Genomic DNA, 23,340 nt, shown 5'->3' with positions numbered 1-23,340 from the left:
GGTTGTCGGCAAGCGGTGTGCCGGGTGGTGGGGTGCGCAGCATCGAGAGGATTTTCTGGATGGTGTTGTTGATGCGGTGGATGTCGGCGTTGGGGCCGCCGGGCCCGTTGATCGGGTCGACGCCGGTCGAGCCGGAAATGTCGACGAGGAGGACGAACGGGTAGCGCGTCTTGCGGGTTGCGGCGGCGGGGATGTCGATAGGTGGTGGTTCCGGCGTTTGCAGGAGGTCGAGGAGACTGGACATGGGTTGGTTCCTTTCAGTCGGCTGGGAATAAAGGGGGAGTGCGCTCCATTCTTGGATCTGATGGATAGGGTTTGGCGCCCGGGATGAAGGTGTGCAGTGGTGGATAGGTTTTGGGCTCGGGCAGTGGTGGCGTTGGAACGGCGGGCATAGAGAAAAGCGGCGAACTGGAAGCATGGGGGCGTCGCTTTTCGATCAAATGCCGTTCGTAGGCGTCGAGGAGCCAGAAGATGCTTCCGAGCAGGACGAGGCCTGCGGTTATTTCAATGCCGCCGTATTTCTTGAATGGAGTCCATGCCGCCGTTGCAATGTCGGTGACGCCCTGTGCAAGCCATTTTGCTATGCCGAGCGCGAGCCTACCGAGCAGCCTGCCGGTCAAGACCAAGAGGCTGCGGAGGCATCTGGCGATGAAGGCAAGCGCGATGATGTGGATCGGCTTCCCGGGTACGTGAGACGGTTTCGCCCGCAGATTTAAGGGGGCGGTTGGGCGTGGGTGGACAGCATACAGTTGGGCGGGTGCCGGTGGCGGCGCGGGAGGTGCGTGGAAAGCGGGCTGTGGCGTGGACGTCCGTACCGATGCTACCTGCGGGCTGGACGGCGTTGGGGGTCTTGGCTTTGGAGCAGATGGGTCTTCGACGCTATTGGCGAACCTCGGGAGGGTATTCTCCCATTCTTTGGCGGTCGGTGGGGCGAAGTCCTGAAAAGCGCGCGTGAACATGGAGCGCAGGTCGGGGTGGAGGCGTGCGAAATGCGCGGGGGTCTCTCCGGGGGGATGGTATTTGGCCACGTCGCTATAGGGCCAGCGTCTAGCCTTTATGTTGTCGTTAGGGGTGATGTTGGTGAGGAGGTCGCCGGTGGGGTTGAAGGCTGGGCCGGTATCAAAGGGGTGGCCGCCATCAAGGAGCAGCTGGAAGATGTGGATGGCGAGGACGAAATTGTCGTCATCCGGCGTGCGGGGCCCGGCGATTTTGTTGGCTTGGTTGGGGGACGCATAACCGTCGGTGAAGTGTGGTTTGGTAAAGGCCGTGACGAACGGGTGCTGGAAGGCGTCTGCGTCAACGAAGGTTACTTGGCGGTGATCGTTTGAGACGAGGATGTTGTTTGGATTGAGGTCGGAAAAGACGATGCCGCGCTGGTGCATGCGATTGAGGTAGTGTGCAATGATTGCGGCGATGCGTACGGCTTTTGCGTTTGCTAGGCCGTTTTGAGTGCCGTTTCCATTGCCGATACGACCCCCGGCATCGCTGGTCAGCTTTCTCAGTACGTTATGGCCGGTGACGTGGCGCATCGTGATTCCGGCCAGCGTTGAGAGGTGCTGGACGCTGGACGGATGCTTGATGGTGAAAAGGACTTCAATCGGCCAGGTTACGAATGGCAACGCATCCGGTTGTGAGAGTTCTGCATATTTGGAGGTGAGATGCGCAAGGCTGTTAAATGCATCGGGTTTTAAAAGGGATTTGGCTTTAGGGTTATAGATCTTGGCGACGCGGGTTTCGCCTGCGTGAGGCTTCAGCGTGAAAATGCCGCCTTCTCCGCCTGATGCGTTGGCGAGCGGTTTGTCGATTTCAAATTGGGTCCAAATGTCATCGCCGTGAGGTTGCACGCGGCAACCCCAGTAAACCGTCTCCATTTCGCGCAAGCTCCCGTGTTGCTTCCGCGCGCAAGCGGATGCAGCAATTCATCATTGGTGTTTGATGAGATGGACGGGTGATGATTATTCAGGGTGGGGGGAAAGTCTGGCGCAATGGAGTTTGGAAATCACTGAAACAGCGGAGTGAGTAAGGAGTGAAAGCATTGTATTTGCCTCGGAATTAGCGCATGTCCTGCTTTCGACGCTTGCGTTTTTTAATGTTTCGCAAGCTCCGGTGATTGGAACTCTCACTTATGCTGGTGATATAATCAATGTTTGAATCCGTATGCGCATTGTCTGGTACCGGATATTTCTGTGGATGAGTGGTGGGGCATTCAATTGCGTTGGCGGGTTGACCGATTTGGTTGGTTTTTCGGTCAACCGATCTACGGGTGTTTTTTGCGAGAGTTGGGGCGGGCTCCTTGATTGCGCCGATGGGGCCGCGCCATGGAGCGTTGAATTTCTGCTCCAGTTTGGCGACGCGGATGTCTTTTGAAAGCTGTGAAAGTTTCACCTCACCGTTGGCATCACGGATGACGTGACCTTGCCCCTTCCCTTCCAGCCGCAGGCCGTTGGCGGCAAGGGCTGAACCGAGTTCATCCCATGACCTGGAGGCGTTGAAGAGATCGATGATGCGAGGACGTTCGGCGGCGATCGTGTTGAGGTTCCATTTCCTGGGCGGGGAAGGTTGGCGTTTTCTGCGGGCCAGCTGATACTCGGGATCACGGGCGTTGGGTGGCTGTTGCGATAGCTCCTTGGTGTTGTGGCGGCCGGGCACGAAAAGCAAACCATGGGCCTTGGCCTGACGGGCAAGGCTTGTCTCAAGGCGCACCCAATCCTGTTGCCGGTTCCAGGCTTTCGTGGTGTCGGGATGCACGCGGTTGATGACGACATGGACGTGGGCATGGCGGGTGTCGTCATGGGCGATGACGACGCGCTGGTGGTCGGAGAGGCCGAGGTCGGCGCAGGTGTCAGCAACGATGCGCCGCTTGAGATCTTCGCTGGGGTTTTCGTCCGGTGTCCAGCTGATGACGAAGTGATAGACCGGCGATTTGCAGCGGCGGGATTTGTTGGCGGTGGCGCGCATGATGCGCATGGCTTGTTTGGGGTCGCGCGTGATGAGGTTGTGGGTATCGACCCAGAGAACGCGATCCTTTTTGGCGAACGCCCGTTCGTCCGTTCGGCCGTTCTCCGGTTCGGGTGTGCGGGGCCCGTTGAGGAGGTAGCTGGTTATGCCCTTGAAGCCGCGTCCTGCCTTGGGAATTTTTCCGATCATGATGTCTGGTTGAATCCGGAGTTCGCTCGTTTGAACGCCGTGGCGTTCAGGCGTTCGGCGGGAGGGCAAACGCCACTAGGTCAGGACCTTCAAAGCGGCGGTGTGCACGGTGGCCGCGGCTTGCTGGACCGCATGGAACACGGCCAAAACCTCATTTCGGGAAACTGGGACCAACCCGGTGTTGGCCTGGCGGGCGATCTGGTTCAGGTTTGTTCCGATCTTGCGCAGGTGGACGTGCAGCGTGTTGATACCGGCGATCAACTCGTCGGTCTGGCGTGATTTTTCAGGGCGCGGTGGCGGGGGTTTCTGGCCGGCGATGGCGGACATGACCAGCGTGCGGACCATTTGTGCCTCTGTCGAGCCATGGGCGGCGCAGAGGGCTTTGAAGGCTGCGAGTTCGTCGTGGGTCATGTAGGTTCGCACGCGGTTGGTGCGCAACCTGGAATCGGGTTCGTTACGTGTTGCCATTTATCGGAGCCCCCCCGGCACTGAGGGGCAAGCAAGCGCGCTTGAGGCCAACGGCCGAGGTGCGCGATTTTGGGGCCAAAGTGGCCCCAAAAGACTTGCTTGCTCCCGTGGGGAGAAGGATGCCTGAGTGCGACAACGCTTTCCAGTAGGTGGAAGGGTTATGCCCAGAAGTGCTGCGGTGCCTTCAGCGTGGCATCCGCAGGCGGGGACGTGCCGCCCCCCTGCCCTCCCGGCTGAAAGAGCAGCACGTGGCTCCTTGCGGGCTGATGCGCGGGGATCTCCGCAGGCTCTGTGCGAGATCAGGCTTCTCCCCACCCATTATCTGCAGACTGTTCTGCGGAGGGTCCCAGCGGGCCGTGGACGGAGCGAAGGAGTCACTTACAGGGGATTGCGGGCGGGAACGGTTGCACCATGCGCACTGTTCGCGCCGGACGATGGTCTGGCGTTCTGGCGTTCGGACGCCATGGAGGTGAAACGCCATCTTCGCGGATGGGGCGCGGGCGACGTCAGACCATGCGCAGTCGCCGTTTGCGCTTGGGGGTTGAAGGTGGCGTTTGCTCGGCTTCCGGTTGGTACGGGCGGCATGACGCGCTGCGATTAGGTTCACAGCGGATTCGAATGTGTAGAAGCTAACGGAAGTGTTACAAATTTCGGGACTCGCAGCTGGCGCAGATGGTAAGCAGCGACCGCGAGATGACATTCAGAAAGAGCCAGATAAACCGATCGGACTAGCCAGACTTGATCAGTTTTCTGGTTAGAGAAATGAAACGACTAGTTGGATTACCGTAAGCCTCCGGTGAAGGGCATCTTATAGTGGGACCGCGCTCGCTACCTTGGTGACCCGGACGTTGCCTCCCGACTTATCCCCTTGAGCAATCCCGATCATTATGGTCCACGCGGCACCGTATTTTATGTTATACCCTAATCACTCGAGGGGGGCGCGCAATGACACTTGACGTTAGAGGAAGTTTGAAAAATACAAAGCTCAGCAAGAATCCGCTTGTTGTCTTTGAGGAACTATTCTCCAACGCAATAGATGCCTTCCTTATTCGTAAAAGCATAGATGCGAACAGTGGCCCGCTTGGAGTAGAACTCGTTGTCGAGATTGAACCAAAAGATCTTCTAGGCGATTTGGAAGATTTGTCGATCACCTGTAAGGACAATGGGTCCGGATTCGCAGATGATCAGGCAGAGGCTTTCCTTACGAAGGATACCTCATATAAGGACGATCTTTTGATCCCTGGTATTGGACAATGCAAGGGCTCGGGGCGCATTCAGTATTTCCATCACTTTAGCCAAATGATGATATTGAGCGGATTTGAACGCGACTTTGTACGATACAAGCGCACACTGGCCTTCTCTGAGGGACAAAAACAAATCGACTATGGCCAATTTCGATCTACTCCAGACGAAGATGTTGAAATTGGGTCCACAATAACCTTGCGGGGCCTGCGAGACAATGTTCGAAACAGAATATTCGGAAACAAGCCACTCTCGCATATATTCACTGCAAAGGTTCTTAAGAACCATTTGCTCGTTAGTGCTATGCGACGACTGGTAAGTTTGTCGCAGGAACTAGGTGAGTTTGATGTTCAAATTAAAGTTGCTGTGCTTGACAAGAATGGGGCGCGTTCAGAGCAAACCGAATCTCTCCGCTTTGATGATATTCCCGATCTGACCACTTCCTGTTGCGTTAGGGTGCATGAAATCGATTCGTCCACGAGATTGAAAACGCCAACGTTTCACGCTTTAACGCTGTCTCACTATAAGCTTACAGCTCAAGATTATGATCTACCATCCAATTACCTTGCGCTATGCGCGAAATCGTCTCCTGCTAAATCAATAACGAGCCGTTATCTCCGATCAAAAACACTGCAAAATCGACCGCTCGATGGTAACTACCATGTCATAATGGTAGAGGGTCGTCTGCTCGATGATTCTGTGAACGAGCAGCGCGACGATTTTGATATTCCTGAAAAACTACAGGATAATGATCTGTTCGAACAGAGCCGCATATCGCTTGAGCAAATTTACGAAGCCATTGATGACGTCATAAATGAGTTTGTTGCTCCGCCTGACTGGAGCAAAGATGAGATCATAAAGAATGTGAGCGCCAAGTTTGGAATATCGGAGGCAATGCTGACGGAGACCGATACTCGAATACGCTTTGGAGACACTCCCACAACGGTAGCAAAACGCGTCTTAGGAAAATATCAAGATACAGCCATATCGGAAACAGCTAAGATCTTCGATTTAAAAGAAGCTATCCTCAGCGTGGATCCCAGCTCGGACGAATTCAGGGAAAAAATCAATGAAATTGCTTGGAGGCATACGTCCACGCTTCGCTCCATTGATATGGCAAACCTTTCTCAGCTTGTCGTTCGCCGCGCAGCAATTGTTGAGGTGCTTTCACTAGCCTGCAACAGGCTCCTTCGTGTCCAGGAGTCTAAACAGAGAGTCCGAAGGAATGATGAGAAGATCATTCACAGCATATTTTTTCCAATGCGAAAGGATAGCACCCAAGTTACGGATCATGATATCTGGCTGTTAAGCGAAGAATATCAATACTTTCAGTACATCGCATCCGATGTGCCGCTGGCTAATATTGCATGGGAGGATGGAGGAACTCTGTTTGAGGACGATATAGATAGCGCACTAACTGCTCTTATGGCCAAGAATGAAACGGAAAACGCTGGCAAACGTCCGGACATTGCAATTTTTGGAAAGGAAGGGGCGGCGATTATTATTGAGTTCAAATCCCCAGGTGTCAGTTTGGACGACCATGTTGCAGACTTAATGGAATATTCTCAACTTCTTGCGGCGAAGTCTCGTGGTCGCCTCAAGCAGTTTTATGGCTACTTGATTGGTAACACGATAAATCAGAATCGTCTGAGAGGTTATAAAAGGTTCCCAAATGGAAAAGGTTACTTTGGGACGGAAGCGGTCGTGGAACATAATACAAGCAACCCGCTTGGGGAGCTATATTCAGAAATTCTATTTTACGATGAAATAGTCAAGCGTGCCACTGATCGGTTGTCTGTATTTAAGAAGCGACTGAGCGCGGCAAATCCCTATGAGGCTCACCTTTAAACTAGCTTCACGGTTAAGGCCGCCTACCAGGTTCGTTAATATCTGATGAAACAAACCGGTTCTAGCGCTGGCCTAATGTAGCGACCTTGGAGACACTTACAGATGATGGGCTGGGCTGCTAGGCGACCTTCAGCGGAGGTGCAGGCTACATCGCATTTCAATATCAGGTAAGGAAGGTCATGGGTTATACGACTGAACCTATGACCCTCCGGTGGTAAGTGGGTGTGGATGTATTGCTCATCGGCGCGACACAGTATTCGTCTTTGCTGTGTCGCCTTTCAGACATTTGGGGTTATTCAACGGTCTTTGTCGTTTCTGCATTCTGTGTCGCTTTCACACATTCGGATTTGTGTGACGCCCAGTCCACTATTTCGGAATCTAGGCAATGCCCGCGCGACTGACGTCGCTTTAGACGTCAAGTGAACAAAGAACTTCATTTCGCATCTCCGGTAAGTGACTTACTTCACCCGTTTGATCTCTGAATAATCGCCGGTTGTTTTGAGCGTAAGCGTTACGGCTTCCGTACCTCTATTGCGCCAAAACCAACCGTGGCTACCGTCAAACGGTGCGATTAGGGTTCCTTCGTCCTTTTCGACACCGCGGTCTTTGCTATAGCTCGTTGTTGCGTTGGGGTTTCCCGTAGGTTCACCGTGAGTGTCGTGGTTGACTTTGCCAGTAGCGCTCCAAGAGTAGGAGATCTTTTGTCCCTTGGTCAGAGTTGTCTTGACCTCGGCACCTTCACCCGGCTGTAGGGTCAAGGTTGTTTCGTCCTTCCAAGCGGATTGGGCGTGCGCCGTACTGATTATTAAGTTCCAGAGGGTTGAGCCGCGTGGGCGAGTTATGTTGTCTTCGGCAGCTTCATTTTGCAGCTGGACCTTAATTTCACCCATCTGTTTGAGCCCTAATATTTTTCCGGTCCCCGTGGGATCTATGCCATACTCTGCGGGCAGAATGACGGTTAAAAGCAAAGCGGCGGCAGTCACTGCTGCGAGAATGGTGGAGCGCATGAGCTGGCGAGATGTTGGCAGTTCGGCGCGAGTGGGAATATCGGTATTATACATTAGATCCTCCTTGAGCGATGAAGTAGCCGGTGAGTTGCATTCCAACCAGCACGAAACCTGCGGTCAGCATGATTACGTTGACGCTATATGCGTGCCGGAAAAATCCTTCAGAGCGACGCCAGTAGCCCATCAAAATCAGAATGGTGCCAAGTGCGAGAAGTTGGCCAAGTTCGACTCCGACGTTGAATGCAAGAAGATTGGGAAGTAGGCCGTCGGGCGAAAGTTCGAATTCTTGGATTTTTGTCGCGAGACCAAAACCGTGGAAGAAACCAAAAACTAACGGGGCGACTTTGGTATTGGGCTGAAAACCAAACCAGCGTTGATAAGCGCCCAGGTTGTCGAGGGATTTGTAGACAACGGACAACCCTATGATCGCGTCGATCAAATACGAGCTGACGTTCGTGCCGAAGTAGACACCAGCAAGCATCGTCGTCGAATGCCCAATTGCGAAAAGGGTGACGTAAATGCCGATGTCCTTCATTCGATAAAGAAAGAAGATCACGCCGAACAGGAACAGTAGATGATCGTATCCTGTGACCATATGTTTGGCGCCGAGGTACATGAAGGAGATCAAATGAACGCCACTGATCTCCTGAATATAGCCCTTATCACCGGTGGCAACGCCGTGAGCAATTGCGGCTTCTCCAAGGCCAACTGTGAATAGGAGAGAGAGTGTGATAGTGAGCGTGGTTGTTGCCTTGTGCACAACAGGCAGGATTGGTATGCCCTCGCGCAGCGAAGTGTCAGATATCATTTCTCACCTTCATTGCATTGGAAGGAGTTTCGGTGCGAGAGGAAAGCGAAGCTTTCGATTCCGGCCATCAACCTTCCCCCTCTGTTGATCGCGCTTCTCATATGACGATAAGCGCGTGAAAGTGGTTGAAGCAAATGACCATGACATCGCAAGGGAGCGGCCACACTTTGTAACAGGGGCTACACGCGGGAGACAAAATCCGCGGCGCAACCTTCGAGACTGGAAGTGTGTTTCTAGGGTGACTGGAATTAAGCTGGGGACAAGAGTTATTATGTTCGGGAAATCACTTCGCAATTCATTCTGTGGTGAAATTAACTAACCGCGTTCACCACAAGGAGCCCCAAACTCATTACTAGAAATTCAGAATGGCATCGCACTCCACTTTGCGATTTGGCCTTTTCCTTGGACGACTTTTATGATGAGGGCGCAAAGGATCAATTTGGGCACGGCGAAAGTTAAGCGTATAGTCGCGATATGAGGGTATTTGCCGTCCCTCCCTTGTCCACATTCAAGTTTGCGCAATAAAAACTCGATCGCGAGAACAGGCTTCGTGCGTTGTCGATATATCAAAAAATGTGCGAGGGTGGATTGGCAAGTTTCAGTCGATTGCCAATGGAAGCGATAGGGTCACCGACAAGCCGTAGGGTGCCCGATTTGTCAGACTAATATCCCCGCTATGGGCGCGTACGATCGTCTGAGCCACGGTAAGCCCCAGTCCATGCCCCCCGGTATCCATGTTGCGCGAGGACTCGATCCGATAAAACGGGGAGAAGACGCGTTCTTGCTCGGATGTCGGTATACCCGGGCCATCGTCGTCCACTACAACAACAGCGAGACCGGTTCTTACGATTACGCTTGTGCGTGCCACGTTACCGTACCGCACGGCGTTCTGAAGGATATTGGTAAAGGCGCGTTTGAGAGCAAGCCGCCGTCCCTTGACTATGACCTTTCTGTTTCCTGATAGCGACGCCGTCGCCCCCATATCGCAAAGTTCATGAGTAATCGTATCCAGAACAGCAACAAGATCAAACGTCTGCGTAGGTTCATCCAAGCTTTCGCCTCTTAGAAAGCCCAAAGTAGCATCGATCATTCCCTCCATGTCATCAAGGTCGGTAAGGGCGCCCGTCTTGAACTGTTCGTCTTCGAGGTTTTCAAGTCGTAGTCTAAGCCGCGTCAATGGTGTCTGCAGGTCGTGTGAAATAGCAGCAAGTGTCTGAGTTCGATCTTTAATGAGCTTGTCTATCCGCTCTTGCATTTCATTGATGGCTTCTCCAAGCTCTCGAACCTCTTTTGGGCCGTCTTCAGGTACAGGCAAGTGCTCCATGCTGGAAAACAGTTGGTGGGATGCTTGCGTCAACCTGCTCAACGGCTTCGTTAGCCAACGGGCCATCAGCACGGAGATTGCAACGGTGCCTAGGGCAAATATCAGCAATGATAGCCAGTAACTCGGTGAATCATATCGGGAAACCGTAAAAGTGACCTGACTGATGTTGACCCAGCTCTTATCCTCGAGCTGCATCGAGATGAGGACGAAGTGGGCGTGAGGTGCTTTTCGATGCTCCTTGCGCGCTTCGGGATCGTCTTCGCTGATTCCGACCACCAAGCCATGCTCTCCAAGCTCTGGGTGGCGGGAGAGGAGTTCGCTGCGCAACTTTTTAGTTGATACGGCCGATGCGCCGCCGGAGGTAGCTAAGGGCCGCAAGCTCCAATGAATCTCGATTGCGCCCCCAGATAGAGAGAGAGCGGCGGAATCGCGTTCGTTCTGAGGCAAGCGTAAGAGAACACGTTTGAGAAACAGCAAGCGTTCCGCGAGCCGCGTCGTGTTGACTGTGCGCGTTTCTCGCTCGATGGCGTATTCATATACACTGTGACTGGCAAACAATACGGTTCCAAATCCGCACAAAAGTACGAGAATTGTTCTGCCCGCTATAGTATCGGTAAGCCATTTCATGTGCGGCTTACATCTGGGACAAACATGTACCCGGCGCCGCGCACGGTTTTGATGAATTGATCATTCTCGTCTGTACCGAGCTTGCGTCGAAGTCGGCTTATTTGCGTGTCGATGCTGCGGTCAAATCCGGTGCCTACGCGATTGCGGCCCAGTTCGAGAAGTGCATCTCGGGAGAGTACCCGCTGCGGTGCCTCCAAAAACGCCATGAGTAGATCGTATTCTCCTGCTGAGAGATCAACAACAACGCCGTCTGGATTCATGAGTTCTCGCCGAAATGTGTCAACACGCCAACCGCTGAAGGACATTGTTCGGTTGTTTCTGGGTAGGATGCTACCGGGAGGATTGGCCGTTCGTCTCAGAACGGCTTTCATTCGAGCTAAAAGCTCGCGAGGATTAAATGGCTTAGTAAGATAGTCGTCAGCGCCCATCTCTAGCCCGATAATGCGATCCGTTTCTTCGCGCTTTGCCGTGAGCATTATGATGGGCACAGAGTAAGTTGCTCGAATTCCCCGACACAAATCGAGCCCGTCCGCTCCGGGTAACAAAACGTCGAGAATGATGATGTCAATATGTTGGGATGTAAGAGCGTCATAGAGGCTGCGCCCATCACTCGCAGTTGCGACCGAGTAGCCGTGACCTTTGAGAAACCCTGTTAGAAGCTGTCTAATTTCGCGGTCATCATCCACAACGAGGACGCGAATAGGAGCCGCGATGGCGTTCGCCTGATCCGATGTAGAAGTAGGTGTTGCTTCTATGCTCATGGCCTTCGTGTATTCGGTTTCTGGGTGACGATCGTGCGAATTCCCTGTGCATACGGTGCTTTACACTTTGCCATCCTCAGATTGCTCATATTTTTCTTGATTGTTACAAAGTGTGGCGCTGCGACGACTTCATGTATAGCGAATGGCAATAAACTGCGGCAGAAATCGCCCAGATTCGTTGCTTGATCGGTTGAAGCCAATTTCCTGCGGTATTTCCGCGTTGACAGTTCGTCGGCAGCTGGCTGATATTTCGTGTATGGGGTCTTTCGCGACTACCCCGTGAGGCATCAGCCCAAAGATCGCGTCCCGAAGCCTTCTACAAGGAGGAGAGGACGCCTATGCCTTCCCCAACGGAAATGACCAAGATGGAACTTGGGCGCATGCCTGAGACCCATTCCACGCCGACATTTCGTGAGGCCCTGGGGATCTGGGCACGTATAGGCCTACTTTCATTCGGCGGTCCAGCAGCGCAGATCGCGTTGATGCACAGAATTATTGTAGACGAGAAGCGATGGCTCAGTGAGCCGCAATACCTGAATGCTTTGAGTTTCTGCATGCTTCTCCCTGGACCTGAGGCGATGCAACTCGCGACTTATGCGGGCTGGCGACTTCATGGCGTCGTCGGAGGCCTAGCGGCAGGCCTTCTCTTTGTGCTCCCCGGTGCTGCGGTTGTTTTAGCGCTGTCCATGATCTACGCAGCGTATGGAAACGTTGCCATCGTTGAAGCCGTATTCTTAGGTGTCAAAGCGGCTGTTCTGGTGATCGTGATCGAGGCGCTCTTGCGGATATCAAAGCGTGCTTTGACACGGGGGCTGCACTGGGCACTCGCTGGAATTTCCTTCGTGGCTATATTTTTCCTCGGGCTCCCGTTCCCACTAATTATCGCCATCGCCGCCGCGATTGGTTTCCTAGAGGGACGGGGAGCGCCGGAAGCGACGCTTGACCAGACGCGCGTATCCGTTTCCGTTTGGCATACGCTTGGCGTCGTAACCATCTGGCTTGCGATTTGGATAGCACCCCTTGCCGTGGTCACGGCGATTGTCGGTGGTGACCATGTTTTGGCGCAACTCGGTTGGTTTTTCTCGAAGCTTGCACTCGTGACGTTTGGCGGCGCCTACGCGGTCCTCGCTTACATGGGGCAAGACGTCGTCGCGCATTACGGTTGGCTGCAGGCTGGTCAGATGTTGGATGGACTCGGCCTAGCGGAGACAACGCCCGGACCCCTTATCCTCGTCACTGAATTCGTCGGCTATCTGGCCGCCTACACTCACGGTGGCGCGCCGCCCGTTGGTATGGGGATGGCCGGCGCCGTTGTTGCACTATGGGCAACCTTTGTGCCGTGCTTTCTGTGGATCTTTGCGGGCGCTCCCTACATTGAGTGGATTATTGCTCAGCCGCGGCTGCGCGGCGCGCTCTCTGCGATCACTGCGGCGGTGGTCGGAGTGATATTGAACCTTGCCGTATGGTTCGCACTGCACGTTTTCTTCCGGAACGTTGAACTCGTTCATGCTGGGCCGCTCAAGCTTTGGCTTCCGGATTTTGCAACGCTCGATTGGCGGGTTGTCCTGCTTGCAGGGATCAGCGCATTCCTGCTCTTGCGACGTCATTGGGGGATCGCGTCGGTTCTGGGTGTCGCGTCCATTCTGTCGGTTATCATTCGGCAGATTGGGATTTGAGGGTATCAAGACATGCAATCTCCGTGGAGAAACTTTCATCATGCGTGCAATCCCTCCGGGCATAGGTCTGTGTGGGTGATGGTTGCGCTTTCCACAGCACTTTTTGCAAGTGCGCTTCCGAACGTGGCGCACAGCGAGGACGCGGCGACTTTTGTCGTCAAACAAATGACTCTCAAGACCGCTCTCAAGCTTGCGAAGGCCACCCTGGAAGCCTGTCGGAAAGAGGGATTTCAGGTCGCAGTGGCGGTAAGCGACAGGGCCGGCATTCCACAAGTCGTATTGCGGGATCGCTTTGCCGGTCCCCATACGGTCGATGTTGCGATCAATAAGGCCTGGACAGCGGTGTCGTTCCGTCAGGATACGCTCAGCTTCGCGCTAGCCACCGCAGAACCCGCCCATGCTGGCCCGAGACATTTCAAAAATGTCGTCGGTGTGGGAGGTGGCGTGCCTGTCGATGGCGGTGGGTCCATCCTCGGCGCGGTCGGTGTGTCCGGAGCACCGGGTGGTGAAGCAGACGATCGCTGTGCGCGCGCTGGTCTGGCCGCAATACGTGACGACATCGAATTCTGAGCGTTGATTTCGATCGCGAAGTTGAGACACGCGCTTTTTACGTCCGCAAACAACGGTGTGCATGGTATTCTTATTAAATGCTGACACCGCTTATCAACGTCACGTATCGCCGTCTTTTCTCAGCCCAGGTCATCGCATTGCTCGGCACGGGTCTGGCCACGGTGGCGCTCGGATTGCTGGCTTATGAACTGGCCGGGGCCGATGCTGGAATCGTTCTCGGTACGGCGCTCGCGATTAAGATGGTGGCGTATGTGTGTGTTGCGCCGATCGCCAGCGGATTTGTCAATATGGTGCCGCGGCGCTCCCTCTTGATCACGCTCGATCTTGTGCGCGCAGCGATTGCGCTGTCGCTTCCGTTCGTCGACCAGGTTTGGCAAATTTATATTCTAATTTTTCTGTTGCAGTCGGCTTCCGCGGTTTTCACCCCGACGTTTCAGGCCGCCATCCCAGACATTTTGCCTGATGAACGAGAATATACCGAGGCGCTATCGCTCTCCCGGCTCGCCTACGATCTTGAGAGCCTCATCAGCCCGCTCTTAGCAGCGAGCTTGCTGTTGTTGATTGATTTTCATTGGCTCTTTGGTGGCACAGCGGTTGGCTTCATCGTCTCGGCGCTGCTTGTGCTCTCAACCGTGCTTCCTCCGGTGATTTACAAGGAGGGTAAGCTAGGGTTCTGGGAGAGAACCACGCGCGGCATCCGAACGTATCTATTGACGCCGCGCTTGCGTGGGTTGCTCGCGTTGAATATGGCTGCGGCCGCCGGTGGCTCCATGGTTATCGTCAACACTGTTGTCTACGTGCGTACCGCTCTGTCGGGAAGCGAGGCTGACGTCGCGCTCGCTTTGGCGGTGTTTGGAGCGGGTTCAATGGCAACGGCGCTGACCTTGCCAAGATTGTTGGACCATGTGGCTGATCGCGCCGTTATGTTGATCGGCGGCTTCGGAATAGTGACAGCGCTTCTCATCATGTGCGGAATCGCAACGCTCTCTTACGTCGAGTGGTGGCCTTTTCTTTTGGCGTGGCTCTTAATTGGCATTTCATATTCCGCGGTTCTTACGCCGAGTGGCCGGTTGCTGCGACGCTCTTCGAATGATACGAACCGTGCCGCGGTTTTTGCAGCTCAGTTCGCTTTATCCCATGCGTGTTGGCTCATAACCTACCCACTCGCGGGCTGGCTTAGCGCATACGCGGGTTGGCCGACTACATTTCTAGCTATGGCGATAGTTGGTGGCGCAGGCGTCGGTTTGGCCATTGCCGTATGGCCTGCGAATGATCCCGAAGTGATTGAACATGATCACGCGGACCTTCCTGCCGGCCATCCCCATCTCATTGCTGGCAATATCATGGGCTCCAGGCATCGGCATGCGCATCGGTTTGTCGTTGACGAGTATCATCCCAGGTGGCCAGAGAAAATATAGCTTATGTGGGATAGCGTACTGGGCTTCCTTGTTGATATTCAAAGCATCATTCGAGAAAGCGTTGCCTCGGATGTGCGCGAATTCTCGCAGAACCCAAGCAACTGGCCCAGTCTCGCGCTCGTTCTGCCCTTAGGAATCGCATTTGGTGCCGTCCATGCCCTAACGCCCGGCCACAGCAAGACGGTTCTTGCATCCTATCTTGCGGGATCATCAGCGAAAACACTTCGTGGTGTCGGAATTGCTTCGGTACTTTCATTTGTGCATATCGGAACCTCTGTTCTGATTGCGGTGCTGGCTTTACCGATCGTCGAACGCTCACTTGTCGGTGCCGGTCGTGCTCCCCTGCTTGAGGATTTAAGCAGGGGGTTGATTGCAATTATCGGAATCTGGATGATTGTTCGTGCAGTTCGCGCTGTGCCTCACAGACATTCAAATGGCGCGCTGTTTGGTCTGGCCGCAGGGCTCGTTCCGTGCCCGCTCACGCTCTTTACAATGACATTTGCAATGTCTCGTGGCGTGCCGGAAGCGGGTATCGCCTTTGCATTCGCGATGATGTTGGGCGTCGCCACCACGTTATCGACCTTCGCGCTGTTGACCATTTTGATCCGTGACCGCTTTACGCGGGTGATGGACAAATACGGCTCCAGGATTGCGGGCACAGGCCGAATTTTGGAGGCGAGCGCCGGCGTCCTTCTCGTCGGTATTGGCCTTGGGGCACTTGTCATTCGCTAATCTGCAAGCCCGCATAAGCTCGTACGCGCTGCAAACCATATTTTGGTTCAGCTGTAACAGAGTGAAACAATCCAGAAAAAGCGTTGCAATAATAGTCACGCATCATCGCGCTTATTCGAGGTGATGCGATCTTGGGGGAATTCGCTGAAATAGGTTTCGTGGTGGCACGTTGCGTTTCGAGTAGCCGTCCTTCCTAAGAAACGGGAGAGGAAGTGAGTTTCCAAACGAATGTAGTGCGCGGACGCAACCTCTCTCCGACGCATTACCGCTGACAAGCGACTGCACAATCCTTGATCTTGAGAAAGGCGATATATCAGTTCTTGACAGCATTTTTATCGAAGATTAACGAACCCCTACCGGGGGATAGTAGATGATCCTCGGAGTCATCATGGGGCTGTATCGATCGACGCGGCATGTAGTTATTTTTGTATAGAGGAATCAACAAGATGACTGAAAATATGCCGTGAATTCTATGGGGGTGACACAAGAGTTCTGCGCCCACAACAAAGGTGAGTGTCTGCCTTCTATCCCCCCCTATGGGTTTTGTTGGGATCCGATTATGAAACACGAAAAGAGAAAGTCTGATGGCGCGAAAGAAATCGAGAGCCGTGATCGCAACGGTCACAGACACCAAAGTCACCCTGGAATCATAAGGCGGCTTCGTCGAGCTGAAGGGCATCTTCGTAGTGTCATTGCAATGATCGAAGAGGGGCGTGCGTGCCTTGACGTGGCACCTCAGCTGCAAGCCGTGGAACAGGCGCTAGCGAACGCAAAGGTCGAATTCATCCGGGACCATATTGATCACTGCCTCGGAGAGGCAGGATCAAGCGCTGCGCATCAAGTTGTGAATGAGTTGAAGGCGATCACAAAATACCTTTGAGACGATTTCAACGGAGTCGTTGGGTGTCCAGCGACGGGGGGCTTTTCGAATGCCATCGGTGGAACGCATATGCGGACTTGCAGTGATGCTAACAGCGTTAGGGGTTGGGGGCTGTAGCCCATCCGACTATGGGCTGCCAAGGAATGTCGGGTCGCCCCTAGGTCCTGGGGCAACGGATCGAGATTTGCCTCGACGTGAGTGGCAGCCCGAAATCGAGCCTATTGCCGGTTCGTCAGCGATACATCCAAAAGTTGGGCTGTTGTCACTGAACGAAGCCGTTGGGCGGGTCGTCCACCACAGTCCAGCCTTAAAGGCTGCTTTCGTGGAAGTGCAAGCGAAGCGCGGCGAAGAATTGCAGGCTTCTGTGAAGCCGAATCCTGACCTTAAGATTGATATTGAGGATTTTTTGGGAGCGGGCAGAAGGTCTGGCTTTGAAAGTTCTCAAGAGACGGTTTCCATAGTCCAGCTGTTTGAGTTCGGAGACAAGCGCGTCAAGCGGTTGCGCGCGGCAAGTCTCGATACGGCGGTCTCCGGCTGGGAGCTTGAGACAACACGCGTGAAAGTTATCTTGATGGCTGTGCAAGCATACGTGGACGTGCAGGCAGCTCAGGAGCGGATTGTTGTCTTAAATAAAGCCATTGTTCTCTCGGAGAAAACCGAGGAAGCGGTGAGAAAGCGTATCAATGTTGGAAATACGAGCCCAATCGAATTGGATCGGGCTAAGGTTAGCACAGCTCGAGCCCGAGCGGCGATCAAGAGCGAAGAGGCGCGCTTCAATGCTAGGCGATTGCGGCTATCAGCGTTGTGGGGCTCAACGAGACTTGATTTTGACCGAGTTGCTGGAAAGCTTGGAAATGGTGTGCGTGTGCCGCCAACCGAACGAGTCCTCGCATATATTGACAATAACCCTTTAATTGCTCGGTGGTCTGACGAGATCGGACGCCGATCTGCCGTACTGGATGTAGAAGTCGCAAAGTCAGTAAGGGACTTTTCTGTGGGCGCCGGCGTTAGGCACTACGCGGACACCGATGATGCGGCCGTAGTCGTTTCCATATCCACCCCACTGAAAATCTTTGACACGAACGCTGGGGCGATTACGGCTGCCGAGCAGCGTGTAACGAAAGCCGAATACGAGCGTGATGCGGCTAGGGTGGAACTGACGGGATCAGTAGCCGAGGCGATGAGTATGCTTTCGGTGGCGGCAGCTCAGGTGCGCTCGCTTGCTCAAGAAGTGCTGCCAGCTGCCGAAAGCGCCTATGAGAAAACGCGCAAGGGATACGAGGAAGCGCGTTTTGACCTTTTGAACGTCCTCGACACTCAGCGAACATTATTTGAGGTCCGCCTAGATCTCGTAAACGCCAGGGCCGACTTCGAAAAGGCCAAAGTACAAGTTGAGGCTTTAATTGGTCGCCCTCTAACTGAAATCTAAAATAGCGCGCGTTGCGCGGGCATGGAGACAGGTGAGCATGACGTGGAAAGGCGTTTTGTTTTTATTGGCAACGCTTGGCGCAATTGGAGCGGCTGTAACATATGCCGATCCAGCGCTCGTAAAGCGATTGGTAGGAGAGCAGCCCTCACTCACAAACAGCAGCGAAAATTTACTTTCTGCTATTGAAGGCACTTCCACTGACGAGTTTGAGCGGGGCCCGAATAACGGCAGGTTGCTGCGTTCTGGAAACTTCGCGTTTGAAATAACGATCTTTGAAACGGGCGTACCTCCCGAGTTTCACTGTTACGTGTATGAGAATGAAAAGTTAATTGACCCTAACAATGTCGAAGCACGAGTTGAGCTTGCTCGGCTCGGTGGTGATGTCGATGAACTTACGTTTACGGCGCAGGGAGATTACCTGAAAAGCAGCTCGCCGGTAATAGAGCCACATTCGTTCGACGTTAAAGTTAGCGCGACCTATCAAGGAAAGTCTCATACTTGGACTTACAGTTCCTACGAGGGGCGAACGAGTATCACCGAGGAAGCAGCGGCGGCGTCCGGAATAAGCTTGGAAAAGGCGGGGCAGGCGATAATCGCAGAGACCGTTGAACTGACCGGAAGTGTTGTCTTGAATCAGGATAGGACGACTAGGATTAAAGCACGCTTTCCCGGTGTTGTTCGGAAAGTCACGAAGAACGTAGGGGAACGAGTCAAAGAAGGCGAGATCCTGGCGGTCGTGGAAAGCAACACTAGCCTCAACAACTATGAGGTCAGGGCACCTTTTGATGGAGTAATTCTCGAACGCCTGACCAATGTTGGAGACGTAACCGGGGATTCGCCGATCTTTATGCTCTCAGATTTATCTAGTGTTTGGGCGGAATTCCACGTTTTCTCTCAGGATCTGGATCGCATAAAGCCAGGGCAGAAAATCCGGGTTCGAAACGTCCAAAGCGGCAACGAGACAGAAAGCACTGTTAAGATTTTCACACCCGTTGCTCAGCTTTCAAGTCAGTCAGTGCTTGCGCGAGTGACGCTCGAAAATGGGCATATGCAATGGCGTCCAGGCATGACGATACGCGGTAAAGTCGTCATTGAAGAACATGATGTTTCCTTGGCGGTAAAGACGTCCGCCCTCCAGCGGTTTCGGGATTTTACGGTCGTCTTCGCTAAAGTCGACACAACCTACGAGGTGAGAATGCTTGACCTCGGAATAAGTGATGGCATCTGGACCGAAGTGAAAGGTGGATTGCAACCCGGGACAGAATACGTCACCGAAAATAGCTTCCTTGTTAAGGCAGACGTCGAAAAGTCCGGTGCAAGTCACGACCATTAGGAGCAATCAACGTGCTTGAGCGCATAGTCTATTTTTCCATCGCCCAGCGCTGGGCGATACTCCTCCTCGTAGTAGGTCTTTGTGGCTTTGGTGCCTACAATTTTCAACGCTTACCCATAGACGCTGTCCCTGACATCACAAATGTGCAGGTCCAAATCAACACCGAGGCGCCAGGTTTCTCGCCCTTAGAGTCTGAGCAACGCGTTACATTCCCTATTGAAACGGCGCTCGCCGGATTGCCACGTCTCTCATACTCGCGTTCCGTCTCGCGATACGGTCTCTCACAGGTCACCGTAGTGTTTGAGGATGGAACAGATATCTACTTTGCGCGTCAGCTCGTCAACGAGAGGATTCAGCAAGTCAAAGAACAATTGCCGGATGGGCTTGAGCCTGGGATGGGGCCGATCGCGACAGGCCTCGGCGAGATTTATATGTATACCGTCGAGCCAAAACCTGGAGCAAGGGCACCCGACGGCAGCGAATGGTCATCCACAGATCTGAGAACGTTGCAGGACTGGGTGGTTCGCCCCCAGCTGCGTAATCTACCCGGCGTCACCGAGGTGAACACTATCGGTGGGTTCGTAAAGCAATTCCACGTTACGCCTCGTCCTCACAAACTGCTCGCATTCGGTCTGACAGTGCGGGATGTGATGAATGCATTGTCCAGTAATAACAGCAATGTTGGAGCTGGTTACATAGAGCGTTCGGGCGAACAGTACCTTATCCGCGTTCCCGGCCAAGTCAGTACTTTGGACGAAATCCGTCGCATTATCGTTGCCAATCGGCACGGACAGCCAATCAGAGTTGGTGATGTTGCAGATGTGATCCTCGGAGAAGAACTCAGGACAGGAGCGGCAACTGAGAACGGTAGTGAAGTCGTGCTTGGCACGGTGTTCATGCTTGTCGGAGAAAACAGCCGTAATGTTTCTCAGCTCGTTAACGAGCGGTTGCAGGCTGTAAATAAGAGTCTACCAGAGGGTATAGTTGCTAAGACTATGTACGATCGCACGACCCTTGTTGATCGAACCATCGCGACGGTTGAGAAAAACCTCCTTGAGGGCGCGTTGCTGGTGGTCGTAATTCTATTTTTGTTGCTCGGCAACATTCGTGCCGCACTGATTACCGCTGCGGTGATCCCCATCACCATGCTTATGACAATAAGCGGCATGGTGGAGGCCGGAGTTTCTGGAAATCTGATGAGCCTTGGAGCTCTAGACTTTGGCCTAATAGTAGATGGGGCCGTCATTATCATCGAGAATTGCTTGAGGCGGTTCGGGATGGCGCAACATGAGTTAAAGCGGCTTCTTACAAAAGAAGAGCGGTACAGGCTTGCTGCAGAAGCAACAACGGAAGTTATCAAACCCAGTATTTTTGGAATCTTCATTATCACGGTCGTGTACATTCCTATTTTCGCTCTCACGGGGATTGAAGGCAAAATGTTCCACCCCATGGCGTTTACGGTAGTGATCGCCCTTCTCGCTGCCCTTCTGCTTAGCCTCACCTTCGTACCTGCGGCAGTCGCGATCTTCGTAACCGGCAAAGTTGATGAAAAAGAAAATTTGGTCATGCGAGGTGCAAGAAAGGTTTACGAACCTCTACTTCGTTTTGCACTGGAAAACCGCATTGTGATGGTCGCCGTGGCGGTTGTGCTGGTGGTTTTCGGTGGCTTCCTCGCATCGCGAATGGGATCAGAATTTATCCCTAATCTCGACGAAGGTGATATCGCGTTGCACGCGCTGCGTATTCCAGGTACGAGCCTGTCACAGGCGATCGGTATGCAAACGGCGCTTGAGTCTAAAATCAAGGAATTTCCCGAAGTCGACAAAGTATTCGCGAAGATTGGAACTCCTGAAGTTGCAACCGATCCCATGCCGCCGAGCGTGGCTGATACTTTTATCATGCTAAAGCATCGATCCGAGTGGCCTAATCCAGACAAGCCCAAGGCACAGCTGGTTGCCGAAATGGAAAAGGCTGTTTGGGATGTCCCTGGTAATAATTACGAGTTCCTTCAGCCGATTCAGATGCGCTTCAACGAGTTAATTTCTGGCGTACGTAGCGATGTAGCAGTGAAGGTCTATGGCGATGATTTGGAACAACTAGCTGAAGTTGGAAAAAAACTAGAAGCGATAGTCAAAGGTATTACAGGATCGGCGGACGCGAAGGCCGAACAAGTTACTGGCCTTCCAATGCTAAGCATCCAACCTGATCGTGCGGCGTTGGATAGATTTAATCTCAATGTCACTGATGTACAAAATGTGATCCAAATCGCGCTTGGTGGGCGTACAGTCGGACAGATTTTTGAAGGTGACCGGCGATTTGATTTGGTGGTGCGTTTGCCCGAAACGGAACGTACTGATCTTGAAGCGCTAAAAAGACTGCCGGTGCCAATTCCAGATATTCCGAAGGAATCCAAGACATCTGCTGCGATCCCCAGTTACGTGCCTTTGCAGGAAGTTGCCGATTTTAATGTCATTATCGGCCCAAATCAGATTGCTCGGGAAAATGGCAAACGCAGAATTGTGATAACGGCGAATGTCCGCGGGCGAGATCTCGGCTCCTTTATAGCTGAACTCCAAGGTGCGGTTGATCAAGAGCTGCAGTTACCAGAAGGGTATTGGGTCGAATATGGTGGAACGTTCAAGCAAATGACATCAGCAGCGCAACGTCTGCAGATCGTTGTGCCGCTTGCTCTTCTTCTTATATTTGGTTTGTTGTTCACTGCGTTTAACTCGGTTCGCGCTGCACTAATCGTCTTCAGTGGAGTTCCTCTTGCTCTAACCGGTGGGGTTGTAGCGCTGTGGCTACGCGATATTCCGCTATCAATATCGGCTGGAGTCGGGTTTATCGCACTTTCTGGCGTGGCGGTTCTAAATGGTGTGGTTATGATATCGTTCATCCGCAATTTGATCACGAGTGGTGCTGATCCTGATCAGGCGATCGTAGAAGGCGCATTGACACGCCTTCGGCCGGTACTCATGACAGCACTCGTTGCTTCTCTCGGTTTTGTTCCGATGGCACTCAATATCGGTGCTGGTTCCGAAGTTCAAAGGCCGCTTGCAACGGTCGTCATTGGCGGCATTGTATCCTCGACGATTTTAACGCTGTTGGTGCTGCCAGTTCTTTGCAAGTTATTCGGAATAGGAAATTCTCTCAACTCTCAGGAACAAGGCCGTGAACTGGAACCGCCCTTAAATGCTATCGGGCAAACAACCCCGTCGACATAGCCGCCGGGGTGGGGCGATAATCACTTTCAATTATGAATGGGAAGGTTGGGATGCTTGGAGAGACCAAATGTTCCCTCTAGCAGGAAAGGTCATTCCTTGTGTGTTGACCGTGTTGCTTTTCGCTGCGGAAGGGGCAACACACGAAATCGCTTGGCCTCGGGGTATGTCTCGACAAGTCGGTGTCGGGTCCTGCGCCAAAGGACCCTGCATGAAGCGGACATCGTTTGACGCCTCAGTGCCTCATAAGCACGCTGGTGGGGAGTGGTGCGTCGGTATGGGGGCGGCTGGATACAAGAGCGGAAGTCGGTTCAGCTGCCCTGAGGACGGGCAAAGAAAAGAAAATCGAATGTCGAGATCCCACTGAATCTAAAAAGTCTGCCAGATGGCATTGCGTTCACTTCAATAGCTCATCCGGTGTTTTTGAGAGTAGCCGCAATAAAAGTTGTTATGGGCGTGCTTATGTCCGATCAGGTGCTGGCTGATTACTCAAATTAGTCACGTGTACGGGGGAAAGCGATGTCACCCGCGTGCGTTGCTGGCCTACATGTCGTCGGCACCGGTCGATCATCACGCGGTCGATTTGGGCACGGATTAGACTGTCGAGATAGTCCTTGGTGACTTTTCTCGGTGGGCGTGAAAGCGGCTTCGCGGGCCTCGCCAATCCGTCACGGGCGGTAGAGAGGGCCGTGCGCGTGTCGGACTTTGCCGGAATGGAAAGAGCGGGGAGGATGGGCGGCACCTTCCGCGCGGCCGCCTTCGCGGCGCGCTCTGTGCGCATATCGTTGATGGTTTCCGTGAGGTCGTGCTTGGTGGCGAGGCCCCAACCCATGAGGGCGCGCGTGATAT

Annotated in this window: 18 protein-coding genes; 9 read left to right on the top strand and 9 right to left on the bottom strand. The window is 53.5% G+C overall.

Features of this window, described 5'->3' with window-relative positions:
* The 4 genes from K5845_RS20445 to mobC form a co-directional block, all read right to left on the bottom strand.
* Window positions 1-244 (bottom strand): hypothetical protein (locus K5845_RS20445; protein WP_287959893.1); only part of this gene is annotated, 244 nt, incomplete at its 3' end.
* Between the two features lie 13 nt (window positions 245-257).
* Window positions 258-1,871: a hypothetical protein gene (locus K5845_RS20440; protein ID WP_287959892.1), complete on the bottom strand. Its 1,614-nt coding sequence runs from the start codon at window positions 1,869-1,871 to the stop codon at window positions 258-260.
* A gap of 181 nt (window positions 1,872-2,052) precedes the next feature.
* Entirely contained in the window at window positions 2,053-3,147 is a 1,095-nt protein-coding gene (locus tag K5845_RS20435) for a relaxase/mobilization nuclease domain-containing protein (protein ID WP_287959891.1), read from the bottom strand.
* A gap of 75 nt (window positions 3,148-3,222) precedes the next feature.
* Window positions 3,223-3,615, bottom strand: a complete 393-nt coding sequence (gene mobC, locus K5845_RS20430) for a plasmid mobilization relaxosome protein MobC (RefSeq protein WP_287959890.1) — start codon at window positions 3,613-3,615, stop codon at window positions 3,223-3,225.
* Between the two features lie 945 nt (window positions 3,616-4,560).
* Between mobC and K5845_RS20425 the strand changes: the two genes are divergently transcribed.
* Window positions 4,561-6,705, top strand: a complete 2,145-nt coding sequence (locus K5845_RS20425; protein WP_287959889.1) for a hypothetical protein — start codon at window positions 4,561-4,563, stop codon at window positions 6,703-6,705.
* Between the two features lie 458 nt (window positions 6,706-7,163).
* Here the strand turns inward: K5845_RS20425 and K5845_RS20420 are convergent, their stop codons facing one another.
* The 4 genes from K5845_RS20420 to K5845_RS20405 form a co-directional block, all read right to left on the bottom strand.
* Window positions 7,164-7,766, bottom strand: a complete 603-nt coding sequence (locus tag K5845_RS20420; RefSeq protein WP_287959888.1) for a transmembrane anchor protein — start codon at window positions 7,764-7,766, stop codon at window positions 7,164-7,166.
* Window positions 7,759-8,520 (bottom strand): HupE/UreJ family protein, encoded by a 762-nt coding sequence (locus K5845_RS20415; protein WP_287959887.1) that lies wholly within the window; start codon window positions 8,518-8,520, stop codon window positions 7,759-7,761. Before K5845_RS20415 ends, K5845_RS20420 begins: the two co-directional genes overlap by 8 nt.
* Before the next feature lie 598 nt (window positions 8,521-9,118).
* Complete coding sequence (locus tag K5845_RS20410; RefSeq protein WP_287959886.1) at window positions 9,119-10,471, bottom strand: ATP-binding protein; 1,353 nt, start codon at window positions 10,469-10,471, stop codon at window positions 9,119-9,121.
* Window positions 10,468-11,232: a response regulator gene (locus K5845_RS20405; protein WP_287959885.1), complete on the bottom strand. Its 765-nt coding sequence runs from the start codon at window positions 11,230-11,232 to the stop codon at window positions 10,468-10,470. The genes K5845_RS20410 and K5845_RS20405 overlap by 4 nt, the downstream gene beginning before the upstream one ends.
* A gap of 338 nt (window positions 11,233-11,570) precedes the next feature.
* On the opposite strand from K5845_RS20405, the gene chrA reads away from it, so the two are divergent.
* The 8 genes from chrA (at window position 11,571) to K5845_RS20365 (ending at window position 22,494) form a co-directional block, all read left to right on the top strand.
* Window positions 11,571-12,908 carry a chromate efflux transporter gene (gene chrA / locus K5845_RS20400; RefSeq protein ID WP_287959884.1) on the top strand — a complete coding sequence of 446 codons (1,338 nt, stop codon included), beginning with the start codon at window positions 11,571-11,573 and terminating at the stop codon, window positions 12,906-12,908.
* Between the two features lie 165 nt (window positions 12,909-13,073).
* Window positions 13,074-13,478 (top strand): GlcG/HbpS family heme-binding protein, encoded by a 405-nt coding sequence (locus K5845_RS20395; RefSeq protein ID WP_287959883.1) that lies wholly within the window; start codon window positions 13,074-13,076, stop codon window positions 13,476-13,478.
* A gap of 77 nt (window positions 13,479-13,555) precedes the next feature.
* Window positions 13,556-14,896 (top strand): MFS transporter, encoded by a 1,341-nt coding sequence (locus K5845_RS20390; protein ID WP_287959882.1) that lies wholly within the window; start codon window positions 13,556-13,558, stop codon window positions 14,894-14,896.
* 3 nt (window positions 14,897-14,899) lie between these two features.
* Window positions 14,900-15,628 carry a nickel/cobalt transporter gene (locus tag K5845_RS20385; RefSeq protein WP_287959881.1) on the top strand — a complete coding sequence of 243 codons (729 nt, stop codon included), beginning with the start codon at window positions 14,900-14,902 and terminating at the stop codon, window positions 15,626-15,628.
* 559 nt (window positions 15,629-16,187) lie between these two features.
* A complete protein-coding gene (locus K5845_RS20380; RefSeq protein WP_353736560.1) occupies window positions 16,188-16,508 on the top strand; it encodes a metal-sensing transcriptional repressor in 321 nt (106 codons plus the stop codon).
* Window positions 16,509-16,692: 184 nt separating this feature from the next.
* Window positions 16,693-17,937, top strand: a complete 1,245-nt coding sequence (locus K5845_RS20375; RefSeq protein ID WP_287959880.1) for a TolC family protein — start codon at window positions 16,693-16,695, stop codon at window positions 17,935-17,937.
* Between the two features lie 37 nt (window positions 17,938-17,974).
* Window positions 17,975-19,270 carry an efflux RND transporter periplasmic adaptor subunit gene (locus K5845_RS20370; protein ID WP_287959879.1) on the top strand — a complete coding sequence of 432 codons (1,296 nt, stop codon included), beginning with the start codon at window positions 17,975-17,977 and terminating at the stop codon, window positions 19,268-19,270.
* An 11-nt stretch (window positions 19,271-19,281) separates the two neighbouring features.
* Window positions 19,282-22,494, top strand: a complete 3,213-nt coding sequence (locus tag K5845_RS20365; protein WP_287959878.1) for an efflux RND transporter permease subunit — start codon at window positions 19,282-19,284, stop codon at window positions 22,492-22,494.
* 457 nt (window positions 22,495-22,951) lie between these two features.
* On the opposite strand, the gene K5845_RS20360 is transcribed toward K5845_RS20365, so the two are convergent.
* Window positions 22,952-23,340, bottom strand: a 389-nt coding sequence (locus K5845_RS20360; RefSeq protein WP_287959877.1) for a hypothetical protein, incomplete at its 5' end; no start/stop codon positions are given.

The organism is Filomicrobium sp. (assembly GCF_025698805.1).
GTDB lineage: Bacteria > Pseudomonadota > Alphaproteobacteria > Rhizobiales > Hyphomicrobiaceae > Filomicrobium > Filomicrobium insigne.
This window is presented reverse-complemented; position numbering and strand designations above follow the sequence as displayed.